16 protein-coding genes and 1 pseudogene are annotated in these 22,165 nt (G+C 66.7%); 7 read left to right on the forward strand and 10 right to left on the reverse strand.

Annotated features, from left to right (window positions below; translation table 11 throughout):
* The first annotated feature begins 11 nt into the window (after positions 1–11).
* Entirely contained in the window at positions 12–1,820 is a 1,809-nt protein-coding gene (locus tag ACQEVJ_RS04355; RefSeq protein ID WP_433097394.1) for an ABC-F family ATP-binding cassette domain-containing protein, read from the forward strand.
* Between the two features lie 108 nt (positions 1,821–1,928).
* Here the strand turns inward: ACQEVJ_RS04355 and ACQEVJ_RS04360 are convergent, their stop codons facing one another.
* From ACQEVJ_RS04360 to ACQEVJ_RS04370, 3 genes are all read right to left on the reverse strand, one after another.
* Complete coding sequence (locus tag ACQEVJ_RS04360) at positions 1,929–3,383, reverse strand: trypsin-like serine peptidase (RefSeq protein WP_433097396.1); 1,455 nt, start codon at positions 3,381–3,383, stop codon at positions 1,929–1,931.
* A 384-nt stretch (positions 3,384–3,767) separates the two neighbouring features.
* A complete protein-coding gene (locus ACQEVJ_RS04365; protein ID WP_433097398.1) occupies positions 3,768–5,093 on the reverse strand; it encodes a trypsin-like serine peptidase in 1,326 nt (441 codons plus the stop codon).
* A gap of 456 nt (positions 5,094–5,549) precedes the next feature.
* Positions 5,550–6,857, reverse strand: a complete 1,308-nt coding sequence (locus ACQEVJ_RS04370; protein ID WP_433097400.1) for a trypsin-like serine peptidase — start codon at positions 6,855–6,857, stop codon at positions 5,550–5,552.
* Between the two features lie 422 nt (positions 6,858–7,279).
* On the opposite strand from ACQEVJ_RS04370, the gene ACQEVJ_RS04375 reads away from it, so the two are divergent.
* Positions 7,280–7,492 (forward strand): hypothetical protein, encoded by a 213-nt coding sequence (locus ACQEVJ_RS04375; RefSeq protein WP_433097402.1) that lies wholly within the window; start codon positions 7,280–7,282, stop codon positions 7,490–7,492.
* 88 nt (positions 7,493–7,580) lie between these two features.
* Here the strand turns inward: ACQEVJ_RS04375 and ACQEVJ_RS04380 are convergent, their stop codons facing one another.
* Together ACQEVJ_RS04380 and ACQEVJ_RS04385 are read right to left on the reverse strand one after the other, a co-directional pair.
* Positions 7,581–9,134 (reverse strand): trypsin-like serine peptidase, encoded by a 1,554-nt coding sequence (locus ACQEVJ_RS04380; RefSeq protein WP_433097404.1) that lies wholly within the window; start codon positions 9,132–9,134, stop codon positions 7,581–7,583.
* Between the two features lie 510 nt (positions 9,135–9,644).
* Positions 9,645–11,027 (reverse strand): trypsin-like serine peptidase, encoded by a 1,383-nt coding sequence (locus ACQEVJ_RS04385; protein ID WP_433097406.1) that lies wholly within the window; start codon positions 11,025–11,027, stop codon positions 9,645–9,647.
* A gap of 510 nt (positions 11,028–11,537) precedes the next feature.
* Between ACQEVJ_RS04385 and ACQEVJ_RS04390 the strand changes: the two genes are divergently transcribed.
* Entirely contained in the window at positions 11,538–11,696 is a 159-nt protein-coding gene (locus ACQEVJ_RS04390) for a hypothetical protein (protein WP_433097408.1), read from the forward strand.
* Between the two features lie 108 nt (positions 11,697–11,804).
* Here ACQEVJ_RS04390 and ACQEVJ_RS04395 read toward each other — a convergent pair whose 3' ends face one another.
* Positions 11,805–13,418 (reverse strand): trypsin-like serine peptidase, encoded by a 1,614-nt coding sequence (locus tag ACQEVJ_RS04395; RefSeq protein WP_433097410.1) that lies wholly within the window; start codon positions 13,416–13,418, stop codon positions 11,805–11,807.
* A 1,253-nt stretch (positions 13,419–14,671) separates the two neighbouring features.
* Positions 14,672–14,890, reverse strand: a complete 219-nt coding sequence (locus ACQEVJ_RS04400; RefSeq protein WP_433097412.1) for a hypothetical protein — start codon at positions 14,888–14,890, stop codon at positions 14,672–14,674.
* A 63-nt stretch (positions 14,891–14,953) separates the two neighbouring features.
* On the opposite strand from ACQEVJ_RS04400, the gene ACQEVJ_RS04405 reads away from it, so the two are divergent.
* Together ACQEVJ_RS04405 and ACQEVJ_RS04410 are read left to right on the forward strand one after the other, a co-directional pair.
* The gene (locus ACQEVJ_RS04405) at positions 14,954–15,583 is read left to right on the forward strand and encodes a DUF3887 domain-containing protein (protein WP_433097414.1); all 630 of its coding nucleotides are present in this window, start codon (positions 14,954–14,956) and stop codon (positions 15,581–15,583) included.
* Positions 15,584–15,627: 44 nt separating this feature from the next.
* Positions 15,628–15,957, forward strand: coding sequence for a hypothetical protein (locus tag ACQEVJ_RS04410; RefSeq protein WP_433097416.1), 330 nt, complete (start codon positions 15,628–15,630; stop codon positions 15,955–15,957).
* Positions 15,958–15,979: 22 nt separating this feature from the next.
* On the opposite strand, the pseudogene ACQEVJ_RS04415 reads toward ACQEVJ_RS04410, so the two are convergent.
* The 3 genes and pseudogenes from ACQEVJ_RS04415 to ACQEVJ_RS04425 form a co-directional block, all read right to left on the reverse strand.
* Positions 15,980–16,701 (reverse strand): annotated as a pseudogene (locus ACQEVJ_RS04415) (transposase); the annotation flags it as partial.
* 109 nt (positions 16,702–16,810) lie between these two features.
* Entirely contained in the window at positions 16,811–18,652 is a 1,842-nt protein-coding gene (locus ACQEVJ_RS04420) for a hypothetical protein (RefSeq protein ID WP_433097418.1), read from the reverse strand.
* A 509-nt stretch (positions 18,653–19,161) separates the two neighbouring features.
* A complete protein-coding gene (locus ACQEVJ_RS04425) occupies positions 19,162–19,686 on the reverse strand; it encodes a MarR family winged helix-turn-helix transcriptional regulator (protein WP_433097420.1) in 525 nt (174 codons plus the stop codon).
* A gap of 84 nt (positions 19,687–19,770) precedes the next feature.
* Here ACQEVJ_RS04425 and ACQEVJ_RS04430 point away from each other — a divergent pair, with 84 nt between their 5' ends.
* Together ACQEVJ_RS04430 and ACQEVJ_RS04435 are read left to right on the forward strand one after the other, a co-directional pair.
* On the forward strand, positions 19,771–20,529 hold the full coding sequence (locus ACQEVJ_RS04430) for a trans-aconitate 2-methyltransferase (protein ID WP_433097422.1): 759 nt from the start codon (positions 19,771–19,773) through the stop codon (positions 20,527–20,529).
* A 133-nt stretch (positions 20,530–20,662) separates the two neighbouring features.
* A complete protein-coding gene (locus ACQEVJ_RS04435) occupies positions 20,663–22,120 on the forward strand; it encodes a CHAD domain-containing protein (protein ID WP_433097424.1) in 1,458 nt (485 codons plus the stop codon).
* Positions 22,121–22,165: the final 45 nt, after the last annotated feature.

Here is a 22,165-nt window from a genome sequence, read left to right on the forward strand (position 1 = left end):
CTTTACGGGCGATGAATCTGGTCAATCTGGAGTCCGTCTCCCACGCCTTCGGGCCCAAGCCGCTGCTCGCCGACGTCTCCCTCGGGCTGGAGCAGGGCGACCGGATCGGCGTCGTCGGCCGCAACGGCGGTGGCAAGACCACGCTCATCTCGATCATCGCCGGGACGCTGAAGCCCGACGGCGGCCGGGTCACCCACACCCGTGGGCTGCGCGTCGGCGCGCTCTCCCAGCGTGACCAGTTCGACCCGGACACCGCCGTGAAGGACATCGTCCTGGCCGGCCGGGCCGAGCACGAATGGGCCGGCGACGCCGCGATCAGGGAGATCCTCGCCAACCTGCTCGCCGACATCGACCTCGCGGCCCCCGCGGGCGCGCTGTCGGGCGGCGAGCGTCGCCGTACGGCCCTGGCGCGGCTGCTGATCGAGGAGCACGACCTGCTGATCCTCGACGAGCCCACGAACCATCTCGACATCGAGGCCATCGCCTGGCTCGCCGGGCACCTCGTCCAGCGCAAGTCCGCGCTGCTCGTCGTCACCCACGACCGGTGGTTCCTCGACGCGGTCTCCACCCGCACGTGGGAGGTCGTGGACGGCTCCGTCGAGCGATACGAGGGCGGCTACGCGGCGTACGTGCTGGCCAAGGCCGAGCGGGCCCGGATCGCGCAGGCCGCGGAGGAGCGCCGGCAGAACCTCATGCGCAAGGAGATCGCCTGGCTGCGGCGCGGGCCGCCGGCCCGGACCTCCAAGCCCAAGTTCCGGATCAACGCGGCCGAGGCGCTGATCGCGAACGAGCCGCCGCCACGGGAGACCGTCGAGCTGCTGAACTTCGCCTCGGCGCGGCTCGGCAAGACCGTCGTGGACCTGGAGGACGTGACGCTCCACGCGGGCGGCCCGGCGGCGGGTCCGCTGGTGCTCGACCACTGCACGTACCACTTCGGCCCGGGCGACCGGATCGGCCTGATCGGGGTGAACGGCTCGGGCAAGTCGTCGGTGCTGCGCCTGTTGTCCGGCACGGTCGAGCTCGACTCCGGCCGGATCGTGCGCGGCAAGACGGTGCGGCTCGCGCACCTGTCGCAGGAGCTCGCCGAGCTGGACCCCGCGCGGCGGGTGCTGGAGACGGTCGAGGAGATCCGCAAGTACGTCCAGGTGGGCAAGAAGGAGTGGTCGGCCTCCCAGCTGCTCGAACGTCTCGGCTTCCGGGGCGAGGCCCAGTGGAAGGTCGTCGGCGACCTGTCGGGCGGCGAGCGGCGGCGACTGCAACTCCTCTGCCTCATCATGGACGAGCCGAACGTGCTGCTGCTCGACGAGCCGACCAACGACCTCGACATCGAGACGCTCACCGAGCTGGAGGACCTCCTCGACGGCTGGCCGGGCACGCTGGTGGTGGTGAGCCACGACCGCTACTTCCTGGAGAGGGTGGCGGACCGCTGCGTCGCGGTCCTCGGGGACGGCAAGCTGTCGATGCTGCCCGGCGGCGTGGACGAATACCTGGAGCGCCGCGCGTCGGGCGCCGCGTTGTCGGCCCGGGCGGCCTCTGTCGCAAACGCTCCCGAGCGGGGCGGCCAGGACGACCAGCCGGCGGCTGCGGGCGGGCTGTCCGCCAAGGAGCTGCGGGAGCTGCAGAAGGAGCTCAACCGGCTGGAGCGGCAGATCGACAAGTTCGGCGAGCGTGAGGCGAAGCTGCACGCCGAGATGGCCGAGGCGGCGAGCGACTTCGAGCGCCTGGCCAAGCTCGACGCCGAGCTGCGGGACATCGCCGCGCAGAAGGAGTCGGTCGAGCTCGAGTGGATGACGGTGGCGGAGCGCCTCGAAGGGCAGTAGAGCGCCGTCGGCGCGGCTGCGACCTCGACGTCGCCGACGCAGCCGATGGGATGAGAAACGGAAAGGGGCCCGGCGCGATGCCGGGCCCCTTCGCGTAGGTGCGGCGAATCAGACGATCTTGCCGGACCAGTTGTTCGCGGCGACCTTGTAGACGCCGTAGGTCTCGCCGTCGAAGTACGGGGAGACGCTGGTGTCGTAGCGCCGGTTGCCGTCGCGGTCGGCCACGCCGATGGTCACGCCGTTCAGGTAGCCGAGCCGCTTGGTGTTGCTGTAGCGGTACAGCCACGCCGAGCCGAGCGCGCCCTCACCGGTGAACGACGACTTGATCCCCACGAGCTCCTCGGCCTTGATGGTGGGGGAGCTGGCCTTGAAGGTCTTGCCGTACGACCACTTGAGGGTGTTGCCGGAGAAGGCGTGGTTGCCGTCCGGGTGCGACCCGCTCGGGTAGCCGAACACGAAGATGCCCGACCCGATCTTCTGGTTGTACGCCAGGCCCTGGCCGCCGACGTTGGAGCCGAGGGTGCCGACGTCCTTCAGGCCGATCGACAGGACCCGGCCGGTCAGGCGGTAGTCGACGTCGTAGTTGATCCAGTAGGTGCGGACGACGTACTTGTCGCCCTTCTTGAGGTAGAAGGCCTTGCCGTCGCGGGACTGCTTGCCTTCGTCCCAGCCGCGGGGCTTGGAGGTGGACTCCTTGTCCGTGACGCCGGTGCCCTCCTTGAAGGGGCCGTCGGCCGGGGTGCCCTCGGGGTTGAGCTTCTTCCACTCGTCCCGCTTGACGTAGACCTTCTGCGACTCGCGGGTGCCCTCCTTGACCACGTGGTCGGTGTCGATCACGGGCCGAAGACGAAGGTGGGAGTAGGCGCTGTCCTTGTCGAGCTTGGCCTTGGCCCGCCGGGCCTCACGGGAGGTCTCGTACGTCTTGGTGTAGCTCTTGCTGGAGCCGCTGGTGGGCAGGACGCCGTTGTAGACGGTGACGAACGCGTAGTCGCGGTCGCCGTCCTCGTAGACGTCGTAGTCGTAGTGGGTGTACGCGGTCTTGCCGACGTAGATGCCCCACGGGGTCTTGCCCTGGTAGTAACCGGGGACGAAGACCCACTTGTCGAGGGTCGCCTTGTTGCTCTTGGTGTCGTACACGCAATGGCCGGCGGTCGCCACCAGGTTCTTGTAGTGCGACTGGACCGCGGTCGCGGTGCACCAGTGCGGCTTCTTGTCGGCGCCGATGAAGAACACCTTGCCCGTGGTGCGGGGCAGGTTGACGTTCTTCGTGCTGGTGGTCGCCTTCTTGTCGCCGCTGGACCCGACGACGCCGGGCTTGCTGTCCGCGGACGCCCCGCCGGTCGACACGTGCTTGGCCGAGACTCGCGTCTCCACGTTGTACGGCTTGGCGTTGCGGAGGTTGGCCATACGCTCGCCGAACCAGAAGGCGGCGACCTGCTTGGCGGCGAAGTTGGAGCCGGCCAGGGTGTCGTGCGGTACGGAGTTCGCGTGCGCGGGGGCGGTGACGACCGCGGAGGCCAGCAGGCCCGCGGCGATGCCACCGAATGCGAGGGTGCGCTTCAAGGGTTGTTCTCCTCGGTCTGTCGGGGGCACAAAATGCGCCCACTCGTCAGTAAAGGGACGGTAAGAAAGTTATCGGAGGAGTCAGGTGGAAAGTGGCGCCGAGAACCGCTCCGTCTACGCACCCGTGATGATCAAGGTCGGATCCGAACCTGAAGGCTTGCCGCGTTTCCGCTGATGAGATGCTGATTTCGAGAGATCGCGATCACGCTGAGTAACTGATCGTTTAGGCAAGGAATGTGAAGTAAATCACATTCGTCAGATGGAACCGCCTGTCGATGTGATCACGTCTGATCTCGCCCGCGCGTGCGTCGCACGAGCCGGAAAACGAGGGAAGGGCCCGGCCGCACGCGGCCGGGCCCTTGCTCAGCTGGGCCTCAGGAGGCGTCAGACGATGTTGGCCGAGGGAGTGGCGGCCGCGGCCTTGTAAACGGCCAGCGTCTCGCCGTCGAAGTAGGGCGAGACGCTGGTGTCGTACCTGTCGTTGCCGTCGGTGTCGGAGACACCGATGGTGACGCCGTTCAGGTAGCCGAACCGCGTCGCGTTGTTGTACTTGTACAGCCACGCGGAGCCGGAAGCGCCCTCGCCGGTGAACGACGACTTGATGCCCTGGAGGGCCTCGCCCTTCAGGGCCGGAGCCGTGGCGGGGAAGGTCTTGCCGTAGCTGTACTTGAGGGTCTTGCCGGTGAACGCGTAGTTGCCGTCCGGGTGCGACCCGCTCGGGTAGCCGAACACGTAGGTCGGCTGGCCCACCTTCTGGTTGTAGGCCAGGCCCTGGCCGCCGACGTTTTCGCCCAGCTTGCCGACGTCCTTAAGGCCGATCGACAGCTTCAGGCCGACGACCTTGTAGCCAAGGAGGGCCTTGCTGGGCGAAGGCGAAGGCGAAGGCGACGCCGAGGACGACGGCTTGGGGCTCGGCGACTTGCGGCGGTTGTCGTCGCCGGGCTTCGAGCCCTCGTAGACCGGCACGACCTTGAGGTCGGAGTAGCCCGTGGTCTTGTCGGCCGCGAGCTTCCGCTTGGCCTTCTCGGCGTCCCACTTGGTCTTGTAGAGCGGCGACTCGTACGTGCCGCCGCTGCTGCCGCCGTCGGTGGGAAGGACGCCGTTGTAGACGGCGACGAAGGCGTAGTCGAAGTCACCGTCGCCGTAGGTGGTGAAGTCGAAGTGGGTGAACGCCATCTTGCCGACGTAGATGCCGTACGGCGTCTTGCCGTTGTAGTAACCCGGGACGAAGACCCACTTGTCCATCAGGTCCTTGTCCTTCACCGTGTCGTAGACACAGTGACCGGCCGTGGCCACCAGGTTCTTGTGCAGCGACTGCAGCGCCGTCGCCGAGCACCAGTGCGGCTTGTTGTCGGCGCCGATGAAGAACACCTTGCCGCTGGTCCGCGGCAGGTTGACGTTCTTCGTCGTGCCGGTGGCCTTCTTTTCGCCGCTCGACGAGACGACGCCGGGCTTCACGTCGGTCACCGACTTGGGCATCGTGGAGACGTGCTTAACGGCGATCTTGGTCTCGGCCCCGTACGGCGTGGCGTTGACCAGGTTCGCCATCTTCTGGCCGAACCAGAAGGCGGCCACCTGCTTGGCGGCGAAGTTGGTCTCGGCCAGCGGCTTGGCCTTGGGCTTGAAGTGGTCGGCGTGCGCCGGGGAGGCGACGAGGGCGGTGGCCAGCAGGCCGGCCGCGATGCCGCCGAACGCGAGGGTGCGCTTCAACTGCTCTCCATGGTCTGTCGTGAGGCGTGACTTTGCCTCATGCGTCAGTAAAGGATGTGCAAAAACTACCGGATTGATAGCTGAGGGCGTAAGAGAGGTGAAGCAATGGGTATCACCTCGTGATCTTCAATGCGATATGCCATTGCACATCGGCGCTGCTGGCGCTTTCACCGCGAATTTCGGTGCGGCGGCGGGCTTCTATGGAGGCCGTATGGGCGGAGGGGTCGCATCCCGGCTGTGACGGCGAGGGATCCTCGCTGGTTGTGCAGGGAGAGCGGCTGGGCCGCCCGGGTCGGATGCCGGCGCTCCGGGCGGCCGAGCGGTCCGGGAAGGGAAGAAGGGTCAGGATGAATTGACGACGCCGTTCCTTTTCTCGTCGTCGTCCGCGAAATGCGAAAGAAAAAGGACCCGGCTGGAGGCCGGGCCCTTTTTCTTACATCATCGCTGGGGGAAAGATCAGACGATCTTGCCCGACCAGTTGGCCTGAGCGGTCTTGTAGACGGCCAGGGTCTCACCGTCGAAGTACGGGGAGACGCTGGTGTCGATCCGGCCGTTCCCGTCGGTGTCGGAGACCGCGATGGTCACACCGTTGAGGTAGCCGAGACGCTTGGCGCTGCTGTAGCGGTAGAGCCAGGACGAGCCGATGGCGCCCTCACCGGTGAAGGAGGACTTGATGCCGACGAGCTCCTCGGCCTTCATCGACGGCGCGGCCGCCTTGAAGGTCTTGCCGTAGGCCCACTTGAGGGTCTTGCCGGTGAAGGCGTAGTTGCCGTCCGGGTGCGAGCCGCTCGGGTAACCGAACACGAAGACGGCGGTGCCGATCTTCTGGTTGTAGGCCAGGCCCTGACCGCCGACGTTGGAGCCGAGGGTGCCGACGTCCTTGAGGCCGATCGAGACCTTGAAGCCGACGACCTTGTAGCCGATGATCTTCGCGGTGGGCGACGGGGTCGGCGACGGGCGGTGGTGGTTGTTGTTCCACCGGCCGTGGTTGTCGTTCGACTTCGAGTCGCCCTCGTACACCGGCACGACGTCGAGCTTGGAGTAGCCCGTGGTCTTGTCGGCAGCGAGCTTGGCCTTCGCCCGGTCGGCCTGCCACTTGGTCTTGTAGACCTGCGACTCGTACTTGCCGCCGCTGGTGCCGCCGTCGGTGGGGATGACGCCGTTGTAGACGGTCACGAACGCGTAGTCGCGGTCGCCGTCCTCGTAGACGCTGTAGTCGTAGTGGGTGTAAGCGGTCTTACCCACGTAGATGCCCCACGGGGTCTTGCCCTGGTAGTAGCCGGGGACGAAGACCCAGTTGTCCAGCGTGGTCGCGTTCGACTTGGTGTCGTACACGCAGTGACCCGCGGTCGCAACGACGTTCTTGTACTGCGACTGCACGGAGGTCGCCGAGCACCAGTGCGGCTTGCCGTCGGCGCCGGTGAAGAACACCTTGCCGGTGGTCTTCGGCAGGTTCACGTTCTTCGACGTGCCGGTGGACGCCTTCTTGTCACCGCTGGAGCCGACGACGCCGGCCTTGTCGTCGGCGGAGGCACCGCCGGTCGACACGTGCTTGGCGGAAACCGTGGTCTCCGCCGTGTACGGCGTGGCGTTGACCAGGTTGGCCTTCGCCTCACCGAGCCAGTACTGAGCAACCTGCTGAGCGGCGAGGTTGGTGTTGGCCAGGTTCACGCTCGGAACGGAGTCGGCGTGAGCCGGGGCGGCGATGGCCGCGGAGGCCAGCAGGCCGGCCGCGATGCCACCGAGTGCGAGGGTGCGCTTCAACTTTCTCTCCCTGGTCTGTCGTGGGGCGACTCTTTCGCCCCCAACGTCAGTAAAGGAACGGTCAGAAAGTTATAGGAGAACTTGGTGTGGTGTAAGTGGATCCGTGACGCCTGCCCGCCGCCCCGAGCCCGGACGCTTCGCGGAGGTTCATGGGTCTATGCGACATCTGTGCTGATCAAGAGTGGTGCCGGACGTCCGTCGTCACGCCACGTGACCGTTCCAGGATGATGGTCTTTGTGATGCAAATCACATTGGCCGGATGAAACCGGGAGCCGGGGTCCAACGTCAAAGAGCCTTCATTGGAACGTGCGAAGCTCTCGGCGACTCCTTCCGGCCGCCCGAAAAGAGGGTCGATCGGCGGGCCTGTGGGTGGTCCGATGGGACGGTTCTTGGGCCGTTCCTGTCCGTCTGGAGAGAGCGAGATGAGGCTCGAGTGCGGCGTGCGCGGCGAGCCGGACCATCGCGCGTCATCCGCCGGCGAGTGGCTCGAGCGTGAGCACGTGGGCTACGGCGTGGGCGCGAGCGCCCATCCGGGCGTCTGGGGCCCTCTGCGGCGAGACGGCGGTCGCGGAGCGGGAGAAGAGGACGGATCGGGGCTGACGGCCGCGGTCGATCGCGTGAGCGCCGCGCTGTGAAGCACGAGTGAGGCCGTTTTTGGGCAACAGAAAAGGGCCCGGCTGGGTGCCGGGCCCTTTCCTTGACTGTGCTTTACCGGGGGGAAGATCAGACGATCTTGCCGGACCAGTTGGCGGCAGCCTGCTTGTAGACGGCCAGGGTCTCACCGTCGAAGTACGGGGAGACGCTGGTGTCGATGCGGTTGTTGCCGTCGGTGTCGGAGACCGCGATGGTCACACCGTTGAGGTAACCGAGCCGCTTGGTGTTGCTGTAGCGGTAGAGCCAGGACGAGCCGATGGCGCCCTCACCGGTGAAGGAGGACTTGATGCCGACGAGCTCCTCGGCCTTCATCGACGGCGCGGCCGCCTTGAAGGTCTTGCCGTAGGCCCACTTGAGGGTCTTGCCGGAGAAGGCGTAGTTGCCGTCCGGGTGCGACCCGCTCGGGTAACCGAACACGAAGATGCCGGTGCCGATCTTCTGGTTGTAGGCCAGACCCTGACCACCGACGTTGGACCCGAGGGTGCCGACGTCCTTGAGGCCGATCGACAGCTTCTTGCCCGTGATCTTGTAGTCAACGTCGTAGTTGACGAAGAACGTGCGCTTCGTGTAGGTCTCGCCGCGCTTGAGGTAGAGGACCTTCAGGTCCTTGCTCCAAGCCCAGCCGTCCGTCGCGCTGCTGTTGCCAGCCTTGCCCTCCGGAGCGGCCTTGGTGGCAGCGTCGAACTCAGCCTTGTTGCTGGGGTCGACCTTGACACCGGTGCCGGCGGGGAAGGCCTCGGGGGCCGTGTCGCCGAGATCGCCGTCCGGAACCTTGGAAGCCGCGAGGATCCCGGCCTGGTCGACCTGGACCCACTCGGAACCGAAGTTCCGCTTGTCGCCCAGCTTGCCCTTGCCGGTCGGGCCGCTCTTGGTGTCGACGAACGACTCGATCTTCAGGTCCGACCAGCCGGTTTCCTTCTTGGCCTCGATGGCCTTCTTGACCTTGACGGCCTGGAAGTAGTCCTCGTAGATGCCGTAGAAACCGTGGCCGTTGCCCCGCACCTCGGTCGGCAGCACGCCGTTGTAGACCGTGACGAACGCGAAGTCGCGGTCGCCGTCCTCGTACACGCTGTAGTCGTAGTGCGTGTAAGCGGTCTTACCGACGTAGATGCCCCAGGGGGTCTTGCCCTCGTAGTAACCGGGGATGAAGACCCACTTGTCGAGAGTCGTGGCGTTCGACTTGGTGTCGTACACGCAGTGACCCGCGGTCGCCACCAGGTTCTTGTACTGGCCCTGCACCGAGGTCGCCGAGCACCAGTGCGGCTTGTGGTCGGCGCCGATGAAGAACACCTTGCCGGTGGTCTTCGGCAGGTTGATGTTCTTCAGCGTGCCGGTGGCGGCCTTCTGGTCGCCGCTGGAGCCGACGACGCCGGCCTTGTCGTCAGCGGAAACCCCGCCGGTCGACACGTGCTTGGTGGGGACCGTGGTCTCCACCGCGTACGGGGTGGCGTTGATCAGGTTGGCCTTGGCCTCGCCGTACCAGAACGCCGCGACCTGCTGGGCCGCGAGGTTGGTCTTGGCCAGGTTCACGGCCGGAACCGAGTCGGCGTGAGCCGGGGCAGCGATCGCAGCGGAGGCCAGCAGGCCGGCCGCGACCCCGCCCAGAGCGAGAGTGCGCTTCATAACTTTCTCCTGGTCTGTCGTGAGGCGTCACTTGCGCCCCATCCGTCAGTGAGGAATTGAGAAGAAAGTTATAGGAGGAAATGGGGTGGCGTAAGAGGGTTTGCGATCAAGCCTTTGGGGGAGTGGCGCACTCGGGCGGCGTGGGCCCGCGTAGCGCCGACCGTTTTGGCTGATCATGAGGGCGTCCCTGCGGTTTCCGTTACGCTCCGCGTTGGACCGATATAACGTCGAGTGTGATGTAAATCACACGATTAGACGAAACCGAAGGGGCCTGTGATCACGTCGAGGGGGTCACAGCCAGGGTGGAACGGCGACCGTCGGCCGGCTCGGTGCAACCCGAAAAATGGGATGAACAGCGATATTCGTGTCCGATAGGTCAAAGGGGAATAGTCCGCACCTGTTGCCCTATTTGGGGAAGATACCGGCAGCGCCGGGCCTTGTCCGGGAACGGGAAAAGGGCCCGGCTGGGTGCCGGGCCCTTTCCTTGACTGTGCTTTACCGGGGGGAAGATCAGACGATCTTGCCGGACCAGTTGGCGGCAGCCTGCTTGTAGACGGCCAGGGTCTCACCGTCGAAGTACGGGGAGACGCTGGTGTCGATGCGGTTGTTGCCGTCGGTGTCGGAGACCGCGATGGTCACACCGTTGAGGTAACCGAGCCGCTTGGTGTTGCTGTAGCGGTAGAGCCAGGACGAGCCGATGGCGCCCTCACCGGTGAAGGAGGACTTGATGCCGACGAGCTCCTCGGCCTTCATCGACGGCGCGGCCGCCTTGAAGGTCTTGCCGTAGGCCCACTTGAGGGTCTTGCCGGAGAAGGCGTAGTTGCCGTCCGGGTGCGACCCGCTCGGGTAACCGAACACGAAGATGCCGGTGCCGATCTTCTGGTTGTAGGCCAGACCCTGACCACCGACGTTGGACCCGAGGGTGCCGACGTCCTTGAGGCCGATCGACAGCTTGAAGCCGACGACCCTCCAGCCCACGAAGCGCTTGCCCTCGGGAACCTTGATCCCCTCGGGAACCTGCAGCGCCTGCTCGGTGGGGGCAACGCTCGGCTTGTCGCCCTTGTGGTCGCCGTGGTCGCCACGGCCGCCGTTCCAGCCGCCGTTGTGGTCGCCGGGCTTGCCGGGCTTGCCGGGCTTGCCGTCCTCGAAGACCGGCTCAATGTCGAGCTTGGACCAGCCCGTGGTCTTGTCGGCCTGGAGCTTGGCCTTGTACTCCCAGGCCTCCTTCTTCGTGGCGAAGGTCTTCGACACGAAGCGGCCGTGGGTGCCACCCTCGGTCGGCAGCACGCCGTTGTAGACCGTGACGAACGCGAAGTCGCGGTCGCCGTCCTCGTACACGCTGTAGTCGTAGTGCGTGTAAGCGGTCTTACCGACGTAGATGCCCCAGGGGGTCTTGCCCTCGTAGTAGCCGGGGATGAAGACCCACTTGTCCAGGGTGGTCGCGTTCGACTTGGTGTCGTACACGCAGTGACCCGCGGTCGCCACCAGGTTCTTGTACTGGCCCTGCACCGAGGTCGCCGAGCACCAGTGCGGCTTGTGGTCGGCGCCGATGAAGAACACCTTGCCGGTGGTCTTCGGCAGGTTGATGTTCTTCAGCGTGCCGGTGGCAGCCTTCTGGTCACCGCTGGAGCCAACGACGCCGGCCTTGTCGTCAGCGGAAACCCCGCCGGTCGACACGTGCTTGGTGGGGACCGTGGTCTCCACCGCGTACGGGGTGGCGTTGATCAGGTTGGCCTTGGCCTGGCCGTACCAGAACGCCGCGACCTGCTGGGCCGCGAGGTTGGTGTTGGCCAGGTTCACGGCCGGAACCGAGTCGGCGTGAGCCGGAGCAGCGATCGCAGCGGAGGCCAGCAGGCCGGCCGCGATCCCGCCCAGAGCGAGAGTGCGCTTCATTGGATTTCTCCTGGTCTGTCGTGAGGCGTCACTTGCGCCCCATCCGTCAGTGAGGAACGGTGAGAAAGCTATAGGAGGAAATGCGGTGGCGTAAGTGGGTTCGTGACCATGCCTACGGAGGGAGTACCGCGCTCCCAAGGCGTGGGCCAGGGGGTGGCGGACCGTTTTGGCTGATCGTCAAAGGTCCCGAGGGGTGTCCGTCACGCTCCGCGGTGGACCGGTTCAAGAGTCGATGTGATGTAAATCACAGTTTCGGAGGAAACCGAAGAGGTGGGGGATCCCGTCAAAGCGGGCAAAGTCGGGGCGGAGTGGAGGCTGTCAGTCATCTGGACACAGCCCGCTAATTAGGACGAACGGCAATGTTCGTGACCGTGCGCCAAGGGGTCGAGTGGGGGAGAGTCCGAACCCCGCCGGCTCATTGAGAAAGTTCCCCGACACCACGGCAACCGCATTGCGTGCGTGGGTTGATCGCTACTCGTCGACAGTGATCTGTCGGGAGGCGGCTGACAGGTGATCGCAACAGAAAGCGTCGATCCGGCCGCCATGGTGAAACCCTTGTCGTGGCCCGGACGGGATATTGGGGCGGTCGCGAATCCGCTCGGCATCGTGCCCCAGGAGTGCGGCGCCGTCGTCGGCGACGTGGGGCGAGGCGACCTGCTGGACACCTGATCAGGATTCTCCGCAAGGGCGTAACACGCCGGGCTGTGTGTGGAAATGGGAAAAGGGCCCGGCTGGAGGCCGAGCCCTTTCCTTGACTGTGCTTTACCGGGGGGAAGATCAGACGATCTTGCCGGACCAGTTGGCGGCAGCCTGCTTGTAGACGGCCAGGGTCTCACCGTCGAAGTACGGGGAGACGTTGGTGTCGATGCGGTTGTTGCCGTCGGTGTCGGAGACCGCGATGGTCACACCGTTGAGGTAACCGAGCCGCTTGGTGTTGCTGTAGCGGTACAGCCACGCGGAACCGATGGAGCCCTCGCCGGTGAAGGAGGACTTGATGCCGACGAGCTCCTCGGCCTTCATCGACGGCGCGGCCGCCTTGAAGGTCTTGCCGTAGGCCCACTTGAGGGTCTTGCCGGAGAAGGCGTAGTTGCCGTCCGGGTGCGAGCCGCTCGGGTAACCGAACTCGAAGATGCCGGTGCCGATCTTCTGGTTGTAGGCCAGACCCTGACCACCGACGTTGGACCCGAGGGTGCCGACGTCCTTGAGGCCGATCGACAGCTTCTTGCCCACGACCTGGTAGCCGTGCACAACCTTCGCCGAGAACGTCCGGCTGAAGTACTTGTACTCGGGCGCCTTGTCGCCGGGCTTGCCGCCACCCTGGTTGCCGCCACCGGGCTTGCCGCCACCCTGGTTGCCGCCACCGGGCTTGCCGCCACCCTGGTTGCCGGTCGGGGCGAGCTTGGCGTCGTCCTGCTTGGCGTCGTCCTTCTTGCCGTCCTTCACCCGCCAGAACAGGGTCTTCCCGTCCTCGCTGACGTAGGAGTCCTTGTCCTGCTTGTAGTCGTCCTTCTTGACCTCAGCAGGCGCGGACGCGGACGTCAGGCGAGCCCACGGGCCGTTCCCGGTCAGGTCCTTGTCCTTGTTCCAGGCCTGGAACTCGGCGACGGTGACCGCAACCTCCGGGGCGCGACGCGAGAGCGCGTTGACCTCCACGATCTCAAGCCTCGAGAGAGCGGTGGTCTTGTCGGCCTCGAGCTGCCGCTTCGCCTTCCAAGCGTCATGCTTGGTCGGGTAGACCCGCGACTCGTAGTGGCCGCCGCTGGTGCCACCCTCGGTGGGAACGACGCCGTTGTAGACCGTGACGAACGCGTAGTCGCGGTCGCCGTCCTCGTACACGCTGTAGTCGTAGTGCGTGTAAGCGGTCTTACCGACGTAGATGCCCCAGGGGGTCTTGCCCTCGTAGTAGCCGGGGATGAAGACCCACTTGTCCAGGGTGGTCGCGTTCGACTTGGTGTCGTACACGCAGTGACCCGCGGTCGCCACCAGGTTCTTGTACTGGCCCTGGACCGAGGTGGCCGAGCACCAGTGCGGCCTGTGGTCGGCGCCGATGAAGAACACCTTGCCGGTGGTCTTCGGCAGGTTGATGTTCTTCAGCGTGCCGGTGGCAGCCTTCTGGTCACCGCTGGAGCCAACGACGCCGGCCTTGTCGCTGGCCGACACACCGCCGGTCGACACGTGCTTGGTGGGGACCTGAGTCTCCACCGCGTACGGCGTGGCGTTGATCAGGTTGGCCTTGGCCTCGCCGAACCAGAACGCCGCGACCTGCTGGGCCGCGAAGTTGGTGTTGGCCAGGTTCACGCTCGGGATCTGGTCGGCGTGAGCCGGGGCAGCGATCGCCGCGGAGGCCAGCAGGCCGGCCGCGACCCCGCCCAGAGCGAGAGTGCGCTTCATAACTTTCTCCTGGTCTGTCGTGAGGCGTCACCTGCGCCCCATCCGTCAGTGAGGAACGGGGTGAAAGCTATACGACCAATTGGAGTGGCGTAAGTGGAATTGGTTGCTTCGCGCATTGCATCCAACTCCGGTCCCTTCAGTCGGTTCCTGAAGGGAAGCTGAAAATGAGCTGATCATGGACCATATGGAACGGTTTCCGTCACGCTCCGTACCGGATCGATCGCCGGCCAATGTGATGTAAATCACAGGTTTGAACGAAACCGGATGCCCGGTGGATTGCGTCCGAGTGTGCCCTTTCGCCTGGACCGTGGTCCGTGTGACCGTCCGTGGGATGCGGGCAAAGCGATCAAGGGGAAGCGCGAAGAGGCACGTCGATCCCACAGTGGGCATGGTGCGACCGCCGGGCATCGCCTCGGCCGGCTCCGGTTTCGCCGCGCCCGAACGCCGCCGCGTCGCGGCGGCCGCCGCACGGCGAGAGCCCTTCCTGAAGGGTTCCTGAGTACTCCTGTGGGGGGTCCACCATGTGGAAAGCATCCTAATTCGGATGCTCCATAATCGCCGCGCCTTGCGGGACTGTCGGAGAGGGTGCACGAGGGATGTCGGGAGTGCCATGTTTGGATTCGTCGTATCGCTCACGGTGTGGATTATCCGAATGGCTGGACAGGTATTCGAAGGCGGTGTCGATCGCGAGTTTGAGGGATTGCCCGGGGGTTGTCCGCAGCGATTGTGTGCCCGTCGCCGGAGACGTGGCGACAGAGGTCGATCGTGCCCAACGGAGGTGTAGGTGCCGTAGGCCGACGGACTTCTCGCAGGTAGAGCGACCATGCATCGGCACCCGGCTTCCCTCGGGCCGGATGCTCTCGGTGACTCCGACGGCTGTGAGTCTCGTGATGAAAGAAGGGGATCGCGTGCCGTTTCAAATGTTTTGCTATCCGTAATTGAGTGCCATCAAGAGGACTGGCGAGGAAGTTCTCCGGCAAACCGCGATCGTGCTTTGTTGTCCGTTTGCCGGTCGGCTTCTCTTCTTGTTTCTCCGAATTGTTTCCGCATCCGACTTTACTACACGGTTAGTGGTAATTGTTCTGATCGGTTTGATTTCTCGTGACCCCACCGGTCCTTTATGCGGACGGCTTATTGCCGGGCTGTATCGGCGGCGTCACGAAGGGCGGTCGTTCGCTGAGTATCGGTGTTTGTCGGTGAATCGCTCGTTGCCGGGCGAAGGTCTCCGTCTTGCCCGGCGCGGGGTAGGCGCTTCAGAGCCACCTGCCCCGCCAGGCGGGCGCCAGGGTCTTCACGTCCAGGTCGACGCCGATCACCGCATCCGGCCGGGCGGGAGTCATGTCGGCGCGTTCGACGTGCACAGTGAACGACAGGAACCAGTGGCCCGCCTCGTAGCGGATGGTGGCCGAGGCGATCCGAGCGGTCCCGGCCTCGATCGCGTCGACCGGCTTGAAGCCCGGATGCGGCCTCATTGATCGACTGGGCAGTCGTAAAGGATTGCTTGACACATCTTGGTGTAAAGGTATCCTTTACGTATGGCCGATTCCCCCCAGACCCTCGCTGCCCTGAGCAGCTTGCTGGCCGAGCAGGCCACTGCCCTGGCCCAGGCGGTAGGCGACCCGTTGGCGTCACCTGACTACCTCGACATGGTTCGGCGTGCTCGGCGCGTCGACGACCTGGCCGAGCAGGTGCTCAAGCTGTGCGTACAGCAGTCCCGAGACGCCGGCCACACCTGGCAGGAGCTCGGCGACCTGCTCGGAGTCACCCGCCAGGCCGCCTTCCAGCGGTTCGGCAAACCCATCGATCCCCGAACGGGAGAGCCCATGGACAAGACCATCCACATGCCCGACGCCGCAGAACGCGCGATCATGATCGTCACCGCCGTCCTCGACGGCCGCATGGACGAAGCCAGGCAGTCCTTCAACGCACAGGTCCTGGAGGCATTCACCGACGAGGCCTGGGCCAACGGCCTGGCCACGGTCACCGGCCTCGTCGGCGCGTTCGAAGGCTTCGGCGAGGGCGAGCCGTTCGTCCGGCGCATCGGCGACCACACGGTCGTCGACATCCCGCTGCGCTACGAGGCCGGCGACATGAAGGCCCGGGTCGCGTTCGACACGGACGAGAAGGTCGCCGGAATCTTCATCCTCGCCCCAGAGACCCCCTGAACCGACACTCCGCACGCCGGCTGGTCGAACATCAGGAGATGCAGATGAGCATGAACACGGCCGCCTATGACGATGGCGCAATCCTCTGCGACGATCAGGGGCTCACCATCCGCCGCTACTACCCGTGGGGGACGAAGCGGATCCGCTACACCTCGATCAAGGGCGTTGAGACGCTCCCGCTGACGGGCCTGAACAGGGTGCGGAAGTGGCGAATCTGGGGCTCCGGAGACTTCATTCACTGGTGGAATCTCGATCCGCGGCGGCCAAAGAAGAACGTCGCACTTGTGATCGACGTCGGACGCCATGTGCGCCCCACGATCACTCCTGACGACCCAGCTGCCGTCGCCCGGATCCTCACCGAAATGACCAGGTGAACGGGCGCGGCGCGGGGGCGCGGTCCTCGGCGTTGTAGATCTCCTGCATCGCCCTGACAGCGCCTGGCTGTGCGGACTTCGGCGGGGCGTTTGTGACATTCCGGGCCTTGCGCACCCAACACCTTGGGATGCCGGGCGGCGGGGAACACCTCGGCCACGGCCTTCCACAACCCCATCGCGCCGTCGCCGACGACCAGTTCGGGGTCGCGCATGCCCCGGCGGCGGCAGTCGCGCAGCAGGTCGGCACACGACTGCCTGGTCGCGGTCCGATAAATCCCGCTGCTGGAAGGCGGCATGGTCGTCCTGCCACTGCCCGGGGAGGCGGGTCAGGCGGGTCACGGTAGCCGGCGACAGGCCGGCCGCGCCGCCAAGGAACCGCTCCAGCACGGGCACGCAGGTGAAGCAGCGGCAGCACCTCGGAGATCTTCGGGGACTTGCGGCACCACGGGTCAGGATCTTCGAGGAGAACCGCTTGCCCCCCGCTTGCCCCCGGTGGCCTCGTCGACGTGGCGGTCGTTCACCGGGGCGCGGTGACCTCGACCGGCCCTTGGTGACCACGGTGCGGGGCCGGTGACGGCCGTTGCGGACCACCAGGCGGTGTCCGCGCTCGTCCCGCTCGCTCACGCCTCGGCCATGTACTGGCTGACTTCCGCCTCCAGGGCGGCCGCCGGCGTCCGACGCGCGCCCTCGCGCACCGATCTCGTCGATCAGGGAGCCGGACTCGGCGGAACCCGCGCTGTTCACTGCCCTGAGCGTCGGCGTGCCTTCCCGGCCCGCGCTGCAACGTGGGCCGGTTAAAGGAAAGGGCCCGGCTGCGAGCAGCCGGGCCCTCCTGACGTCAGGAGTCGGAGACTCAGACGATCTTGCCGGACCAGTTGGCGGCAGCCTGCTTGTAGACGGCCAGGGTCTCACCGTCGAAGTACGGCGAGATGCTGGTGTCGATGCGGCCGTTGCCGTCGGTGTCGGCGACACCGATGGTCACACCGTTGAGGTAGCCGAGCCGCTTCGTGTTGCTGTAGCGGTACAGCCAGGACGAGCCGATGGCGCCCTCGCCCGTGAAGGAGGACTTGACGCCCACGAGCTCCTCGCCCTTGACGGCCGCGGCGCTCGCCTTGAAGGTCTTGCCGTAGGCCCACTTGAGGGTCTTGCCGGTGAAGGCGTAGTTGCCGTCCGGGTGCGACCCGCTCGGGTAGCCGAACATGAAGACCGAGGTGCCGATCTTCTGGTTGTAGGCCAGACCCTGACCACCGACGTTGGACCCGAGGGAGCCGACGTCCTTCAGGGTGATCTTCAGCGTGCCCTGCGGCCTGTGGTCGCCACGGGTCTTCGCCCAGAACGTCCGGGCGTAGTACTTGTACTTCGACCGGTGGTCGTTGTCGTCGCAACGGTCCTTGCCGCCGCCCCGGCGGTCGTTGTCGTTCGAGAAACCGCGGGGACCACGGTGGTCGTCGTCGCACCAGTCGGGCTTGCCGGTGGGAGTCGCGGTGACCGTGGCGGTCGCCGTGACCGTGGCCGTCGCGGTCGCCGTGACAGTCGCGGTCGCCGTAACGGTCGCGGTCGCGGTCGCGGTCGTCGTGACGGTGGTGGTCGGGTGCGGCTGCGGGTGCTCCCGACCCTTGTCCTGGCCGTTGTTCTGGCCGCTGGGCGCGACGTTCGGCGCGAGCGCCTTCTCGTCGTTCTTCGGACCCTTGTCGTCGCCCTTCGGACCCTGGTGCTCGTCGCGGTCCCAGACCTTCTTGCGGAAGAAGAGGGTCTTGCCGTCACGGCTGACGTACCAGTCCGAGCGGCTGTGGTAGGCGCGCTCGCTGATCTCGTGGGTCTCGACGCCGGTGCCCTTGGCCCAGGGGCCGTTGCCGGTGAGGTCCCTGCCCCTGTTCAGAGCCTGGAACTCGCGAACGGAGACGGGCCCAACGTGCCAGTCGCGCTCGTCGTGGCCACGTCCGCCACGGCCCTTGGCGTCGCGGTCGTCCCACCTGCCGTCGTGGTCGTTGCGGCCGTGATCGTTGCGACCGTGGTCGTTACGGCCATGGTCGTTACGACCGTGGTCGTCGCGGCCGTACCTGTCGTAGCTCACGTCCGTGACCTGGACGCCGTTGTAGACCGTGACGAACGCATAGTCGCGGTCGCCGTCCTCGTACACGCTGTAGTCGTAGTGCGTGTAAGCGGTCTTACCGACGTAGATGCCCCAGGGGGTCTTGCCCTCGTAGTAGCCGGGGACGAAGACCCACTTGTCCAGGGTGGTCGCGTTGGACTTGGTGTCGTAGACGCAGTGACCCGCAGTCGCCACCAGGTTCTTGTACTGCGACTGCACGGCGGTCGCCGAGCACCAGTGCGGCCTGTGGTCGGCACCGATGAAGAACACCTTGCCGGTGGTCTTCGGCAGGTTGACGTTCTTCAGGTTGCCCGTGGCGGCCTTCTGGTCACCGCTGGAGCCGACAACGCCGGCCTTGTCGCTGGCCGACACACCGCCGGTCGACACGTGTTTTGCTGCGATCTTGGTTTCCACGCCGTACGGCGTGGCGTTGATCAGGTTGGCCCGTGCCTCACCGAACCAGAACGCGGCGACTTCCTTCGCGGCGAAGTTGGTCTTGGCGAGGTTGACGGACGGGATCTGGTCGGCGTGAGCCGGGGCGGCGATCGCCGCGGAGGCCAGCAGGCCGGCCGCGACCCCGCCGAGAGCGAGAGTGCGCTTCAAGTGGATCTCCCTGGTCTGTCGTGAGGCGTCACTTGCGCCCCATGCGTCAGTGAAGGAACGGTGGGAAGTTATAACGAGAAAGCCTCTGAAAACAGAAATTTCAGAGTTTCCTCTCCGTGCCCGCAGGGTCTTCGCCTCGCCGCCGTGGAGGCGTCACGGTGGCGGTGCGGGTCTCGTCTCCGCTGATCACGGACCATTCGTCCGTCTCTAGGGTGTGATCGAGACTGGACCGATCCAAGAAGTTGCTGTGACGAAAATCACACTTATGGGGGCATATCCATGCCGGCTGTGAATGAGTCAACAGTGGGTTGACGCGGTGTGTGATAGGCCGTCGAAAGCGTCAAAAGCGACAAATGGTGAATATGGGCAGCTCTTAGCCCTGATTAGGGCGTTTGTCGGTCTCGAATCTCGCCACGGTCCGACTGGTTTTCGCCGTCACCGCAACGGCCATCGCCATTCGCTCACGTGTCCGGGGCGGGCGAACCGGGGCCGATCGGGCTGTGCCGAGATCAGTGGGCGGCCGCGTCGGAGGTGTCGAAGGGGACCAGAAGTGTGCGCAGCAGGGCGGCGAGGGTCTGCTGTTCGTGCTGTGCGAGGCCGGCGAGCAGCTCGCGTTCGCGGCGCAGCAGGTCGGCGAAGGCGGCGTCCACCCGGTGCATCCCGGCGGGGGTCAGCCGCACCAGCACGCCGCGCCGGTCCTCCGGGTCCGGGCGCCGGGTGACCAGTCCGGCGGCGGCCAGCCTGTCGATGCGGTTCGTCATCGTGCCCGAGGTCACCAGGGTGGCGCGCAGCAGTGCCCCAGGGCTCAGTTCGTACGGCTCGCCCGCGCGGCGCAGGGCCGTCAGCACGTCGAACTCCCACGATTCGATGTCGTGGGACGCGAAGGCCGCGCGGCGCTCGCGCTCCAGGTGTCGGCTCAACCGGGAAACCCGGCTCAGCACCTCGAGGGGCGTCACGTCCAGGTCCGGGCGCTCCTGCTTCCAGGCCGCGACCAGCCGGTCCACCTCGTCCTCGACGGGCCTCGAGAAGGTCATGGGCCGAGTCTAGCTTCTCTTGACATCGAGATATCTCCCGCGATATCGATTTATCTCGATGTCAAGATAACGGAGGATGCTGGCATGAGCGCGGACATGTGGGACCCGGAGGTCTACGAGCGGTACGCGGCCGAGCGCGGCCGCCCCTTCCATGAGCTCGTGGCCCGGGTGGGCGCCAGATCGCCCGAGTATGTCGTCGATCTCGGCTGCGGCACCGGGGAACTCACGGCGACCCTCCGCGACCGCTGGCCGGGCGCCCGTGTGCACGGCGTCGACTCCTCGCCCGCGATGATCGCCAAGGCGCCGCCCGGGCCGACGTTCGAGGTGGCCGACGTCCGCGACTGGCGCCCGCCGCGCCCGGTCGACGTGATCGTCTCGAACGCGCTCCTGCAGTGGATCCCGGAACACCCCGACCTGCTGCGCCGGTGGAGGAGCCACCTGACCGAGGGCGGCTGGCTCGCCTTCCAGGTGCCCGGCAACTTCGACGCACCGAGCCACGCCGTCGTGCGCGAGCTGTGCCGTACGACCTGGCGGGAGGAGCTGAGCGACGTGCCGCGGGGCGTGCCGGTCGGGGATCCCGCCGACTACGTGGACCTGCTCGCCGGTCTCGGCTTCACCGTGGACGCGTGGGAGACGACCTACGTCCACGTCCTGCCGGGTGAGGACGCCGTGCTGCACTGGATCAAGGGCACTGCCCTGCGGCCCATGCTCGACCGGCTGCCGCCCGAGCGGCACGCCGACTTCCTCGCCGACTGCGCGCGGGCCCTGCGCGCCGCCTACCCGCCCAGGCCGTACGGCACGCCGTTCCCGTTCCGGCGGATCTTCGTGGCCGCGCATCTGTGAGGGCGCGCTGAAGCGAGCCTGAGGGGCGCGCCTCCGGCACGACCCGGGGGGCGTGAGCGCCCCGGCGGCGAGGGGAAAACTGTTCACCTTCGGGTGGCAGTATGACCGCGAACCGGGACATTCAGGGGGAACGGTGGCGCTGGAGATCGAGGACAAGTTCGACGTTCCGGAGGGCTTCGCTCTGCCCGACCTCGGCGACGTGCCGGGGTGCGAAGGGGTGTCCGAGCCGCTCTCCCACCGGCTGACCGCGGTCTATTTCGACACCCCCGACCTACGACTGGCGGCCCGGGGCGTCACCCTGCGCCGCCGGCGCGGCGGGGACGACGAGGGCTGGCACCTCAAGCTGCCCAAGGCCAAGGGCGCCCGTCAGGAGATCACCCGGCCGCTCACCCGCAGCGCCAAGGTGGTGCCCGCCGAGCTGGCGAGCCTCGTCCTCGCGTACACGCGGGGCGCCCCGCTCGCGCCGGTGGCCCAGCTGGAGACCCGCCGCGGGGTCACCCGGCTGCTCGGTCCGGGCGGCACGGTGCTCGTGGAGATCGCCGACGACCGGGTGAAGGGCACGGTGCTCGGCGACGAGCCGGTGGTGCGGCGCTGGCGCGAGGTCGAGGCCGAGCTCAAGGAGGGCGAGCGCGACCTTCTCAAGAAGGTGGCCAAGCGGCTGGGCAAGGCGGGTGCCGCTCCCGCGGACAGCGCGAGCAAGCTCGCCCGCGTCCTGGGAGACCGCATACCCGCGCCGCGGTCGAGGACCCGGCCCGAGCCCGGTTCGGCCGGAGAGGTCGTCGTCGCCTACCTCCGCGCCCACGCCGACGCGCTGATCGCGCAGGACCCGCACGTGCGGCTGGCCGAGGAGGACGCCGTCCACAAGGCCAGGGTCGCCTGCCGCCGCCTGCGCAGCGCGCTCAAGGCGTTCAAGCGGATCGTCGCCGGCACCGAGGACCTCCAGGAGGAGCTCAAGTGGCTCGGCGAGGTGCTGGGCGAGGTCCGTGACCTGGAGGTCATCCGGGCCCGCTTCGCCGCCCGACTCGACGGCCTCGACCCCCGCTTCGTCACCGCGGACGCACGCCGCAGGCTGGGCGACGACCTGCTGGCCAGGGAGGACGACGCGTACGAGCGCATCCGGCGCGCGCTCAGCGAGGACCGTTACTTCGCGCTGCTCGACGCCCTCGGCGCGCTGGCCGCCGACCCGCCGCTGACGGCCACGGCGGCCAAGGACGCGGACAAGGCGCTGCCGAAGATCGTGGACAGGAACTGGCGGCGGGTGACCGACGCCTACGAAGCGGCGCGGCGCATGGAGGAGGGCGAGGAGCGGGAGACGGCCATGCACGACGTGCGCAAGGCCGCCAAGCGCGCCCGATACACGGCGGAGGCCGCCGGCATGTCCGGCGCGGCCGAGCGCGCCAAGCAGGTGCAGGAGGTGCTGGGACGGCACCAGGACGGCGTCGTCGCCCAGGGCGTGCTTCTGGAGGAGGCGGAAAGGGCCCGGCAGGCCGGGGAGGACACCTTCACCTACGGCGCGCTCGCGGGTGTCGAGAGCGCCGAGGCGGCCCGGGCCCAGGAGGAGTTCCCCGCCGTCTGGGCCCGCCTCGCCTGAGGCCCACTGGTTTCAGGTCGCGTACCGCGCGCCAACCTCAGGTCG

The organism is Microbispora sp. CA-102843, assembly GCF_050936215.1.
In the GTDB taxonomy this organism is placed as follows: domain Bacteria; phylum Actinomycetota; class Actinomycetes; order Streptosporangiales; family Streptosporangiaceae; genus Microbispora.

Bases quoted from the DNA above. Each gene is read 5' to 3' on its own strand.
- ACQEVJ_RS04355 (WP_433097394.1), top strand. From the start codon at position 12: ATGAATCTGGTCAATCTGGAGTCCGTCTCCCACGCCTTCGGGCCCAAG.
- ACQEVJ_RS04375 (WP_433097402.1), top strand. From the start codon at position 7,280: ATGAGGCTCGAGTGCGGCGTGCGCGGCGAGCCGGACCATCGCGCGTCA.
- ACQEVJ_RS04380 (WP_433097404.1), bottom strand. From the start codon at position 9,134: ATGAAGCGCACTCTCGCTCTGGGCGGGGTCGCGGCCGGCCTGCTGGCC.
- ACQEVJ_RS04385 (WP_433097406.1), bottom strand. From the start codon at position 11,027: ATGAAGCGCACTCTCGCTCTGGGCGGGATCGCGGCCGGCCTGCTGGCC.
- ACQEVJ_RS04395 (WP_433097410.1), bottom strand. From the start codon at position 13,418: ATGAAGCGCACTCTCGCTCTGGGCGGGGTCGCGGCCGGCCTGCTGGCC.
- ACQEVJ_RS04400 (WP_433097412.1), bottom strand. From the start codon at position 14,890: ATGAGGCCGCATCCGGGCTTCAAGCCGGTCGACGCGATCGAGGCCGGG.
- ACQEVJ_RS04405 (WP_433097414.1), top strand. From the start codon at position 14,954: ATGGCCGATTCCCCCCAGACCCTCGCTGCCCTGAGCAGCTTGCTGGCC.
- ACQEVJ_RS04410 (WP_433097416.1), top strand. From the start codon at position 15,628: ATGAGCATGAACACGGCCGCCTATGACGATGGCGCAATCCTCTGCGAC.
- ACQEVJ_RS04425 (WP_433097420.1), bottom strand. From the start codon at position 19,686: ATGACCTTCTCGAGGCCCGTCGAGGACGAGGTGGACCGGCTGGTCGCG.
- ACQEVJ_RS04430 (WP_433097422.1), top strand. From the start codon at position 19,771: ATGAGCGCGGACATGTGGGACCCGGAGGTCTACGAGCGGTACGCGGCC.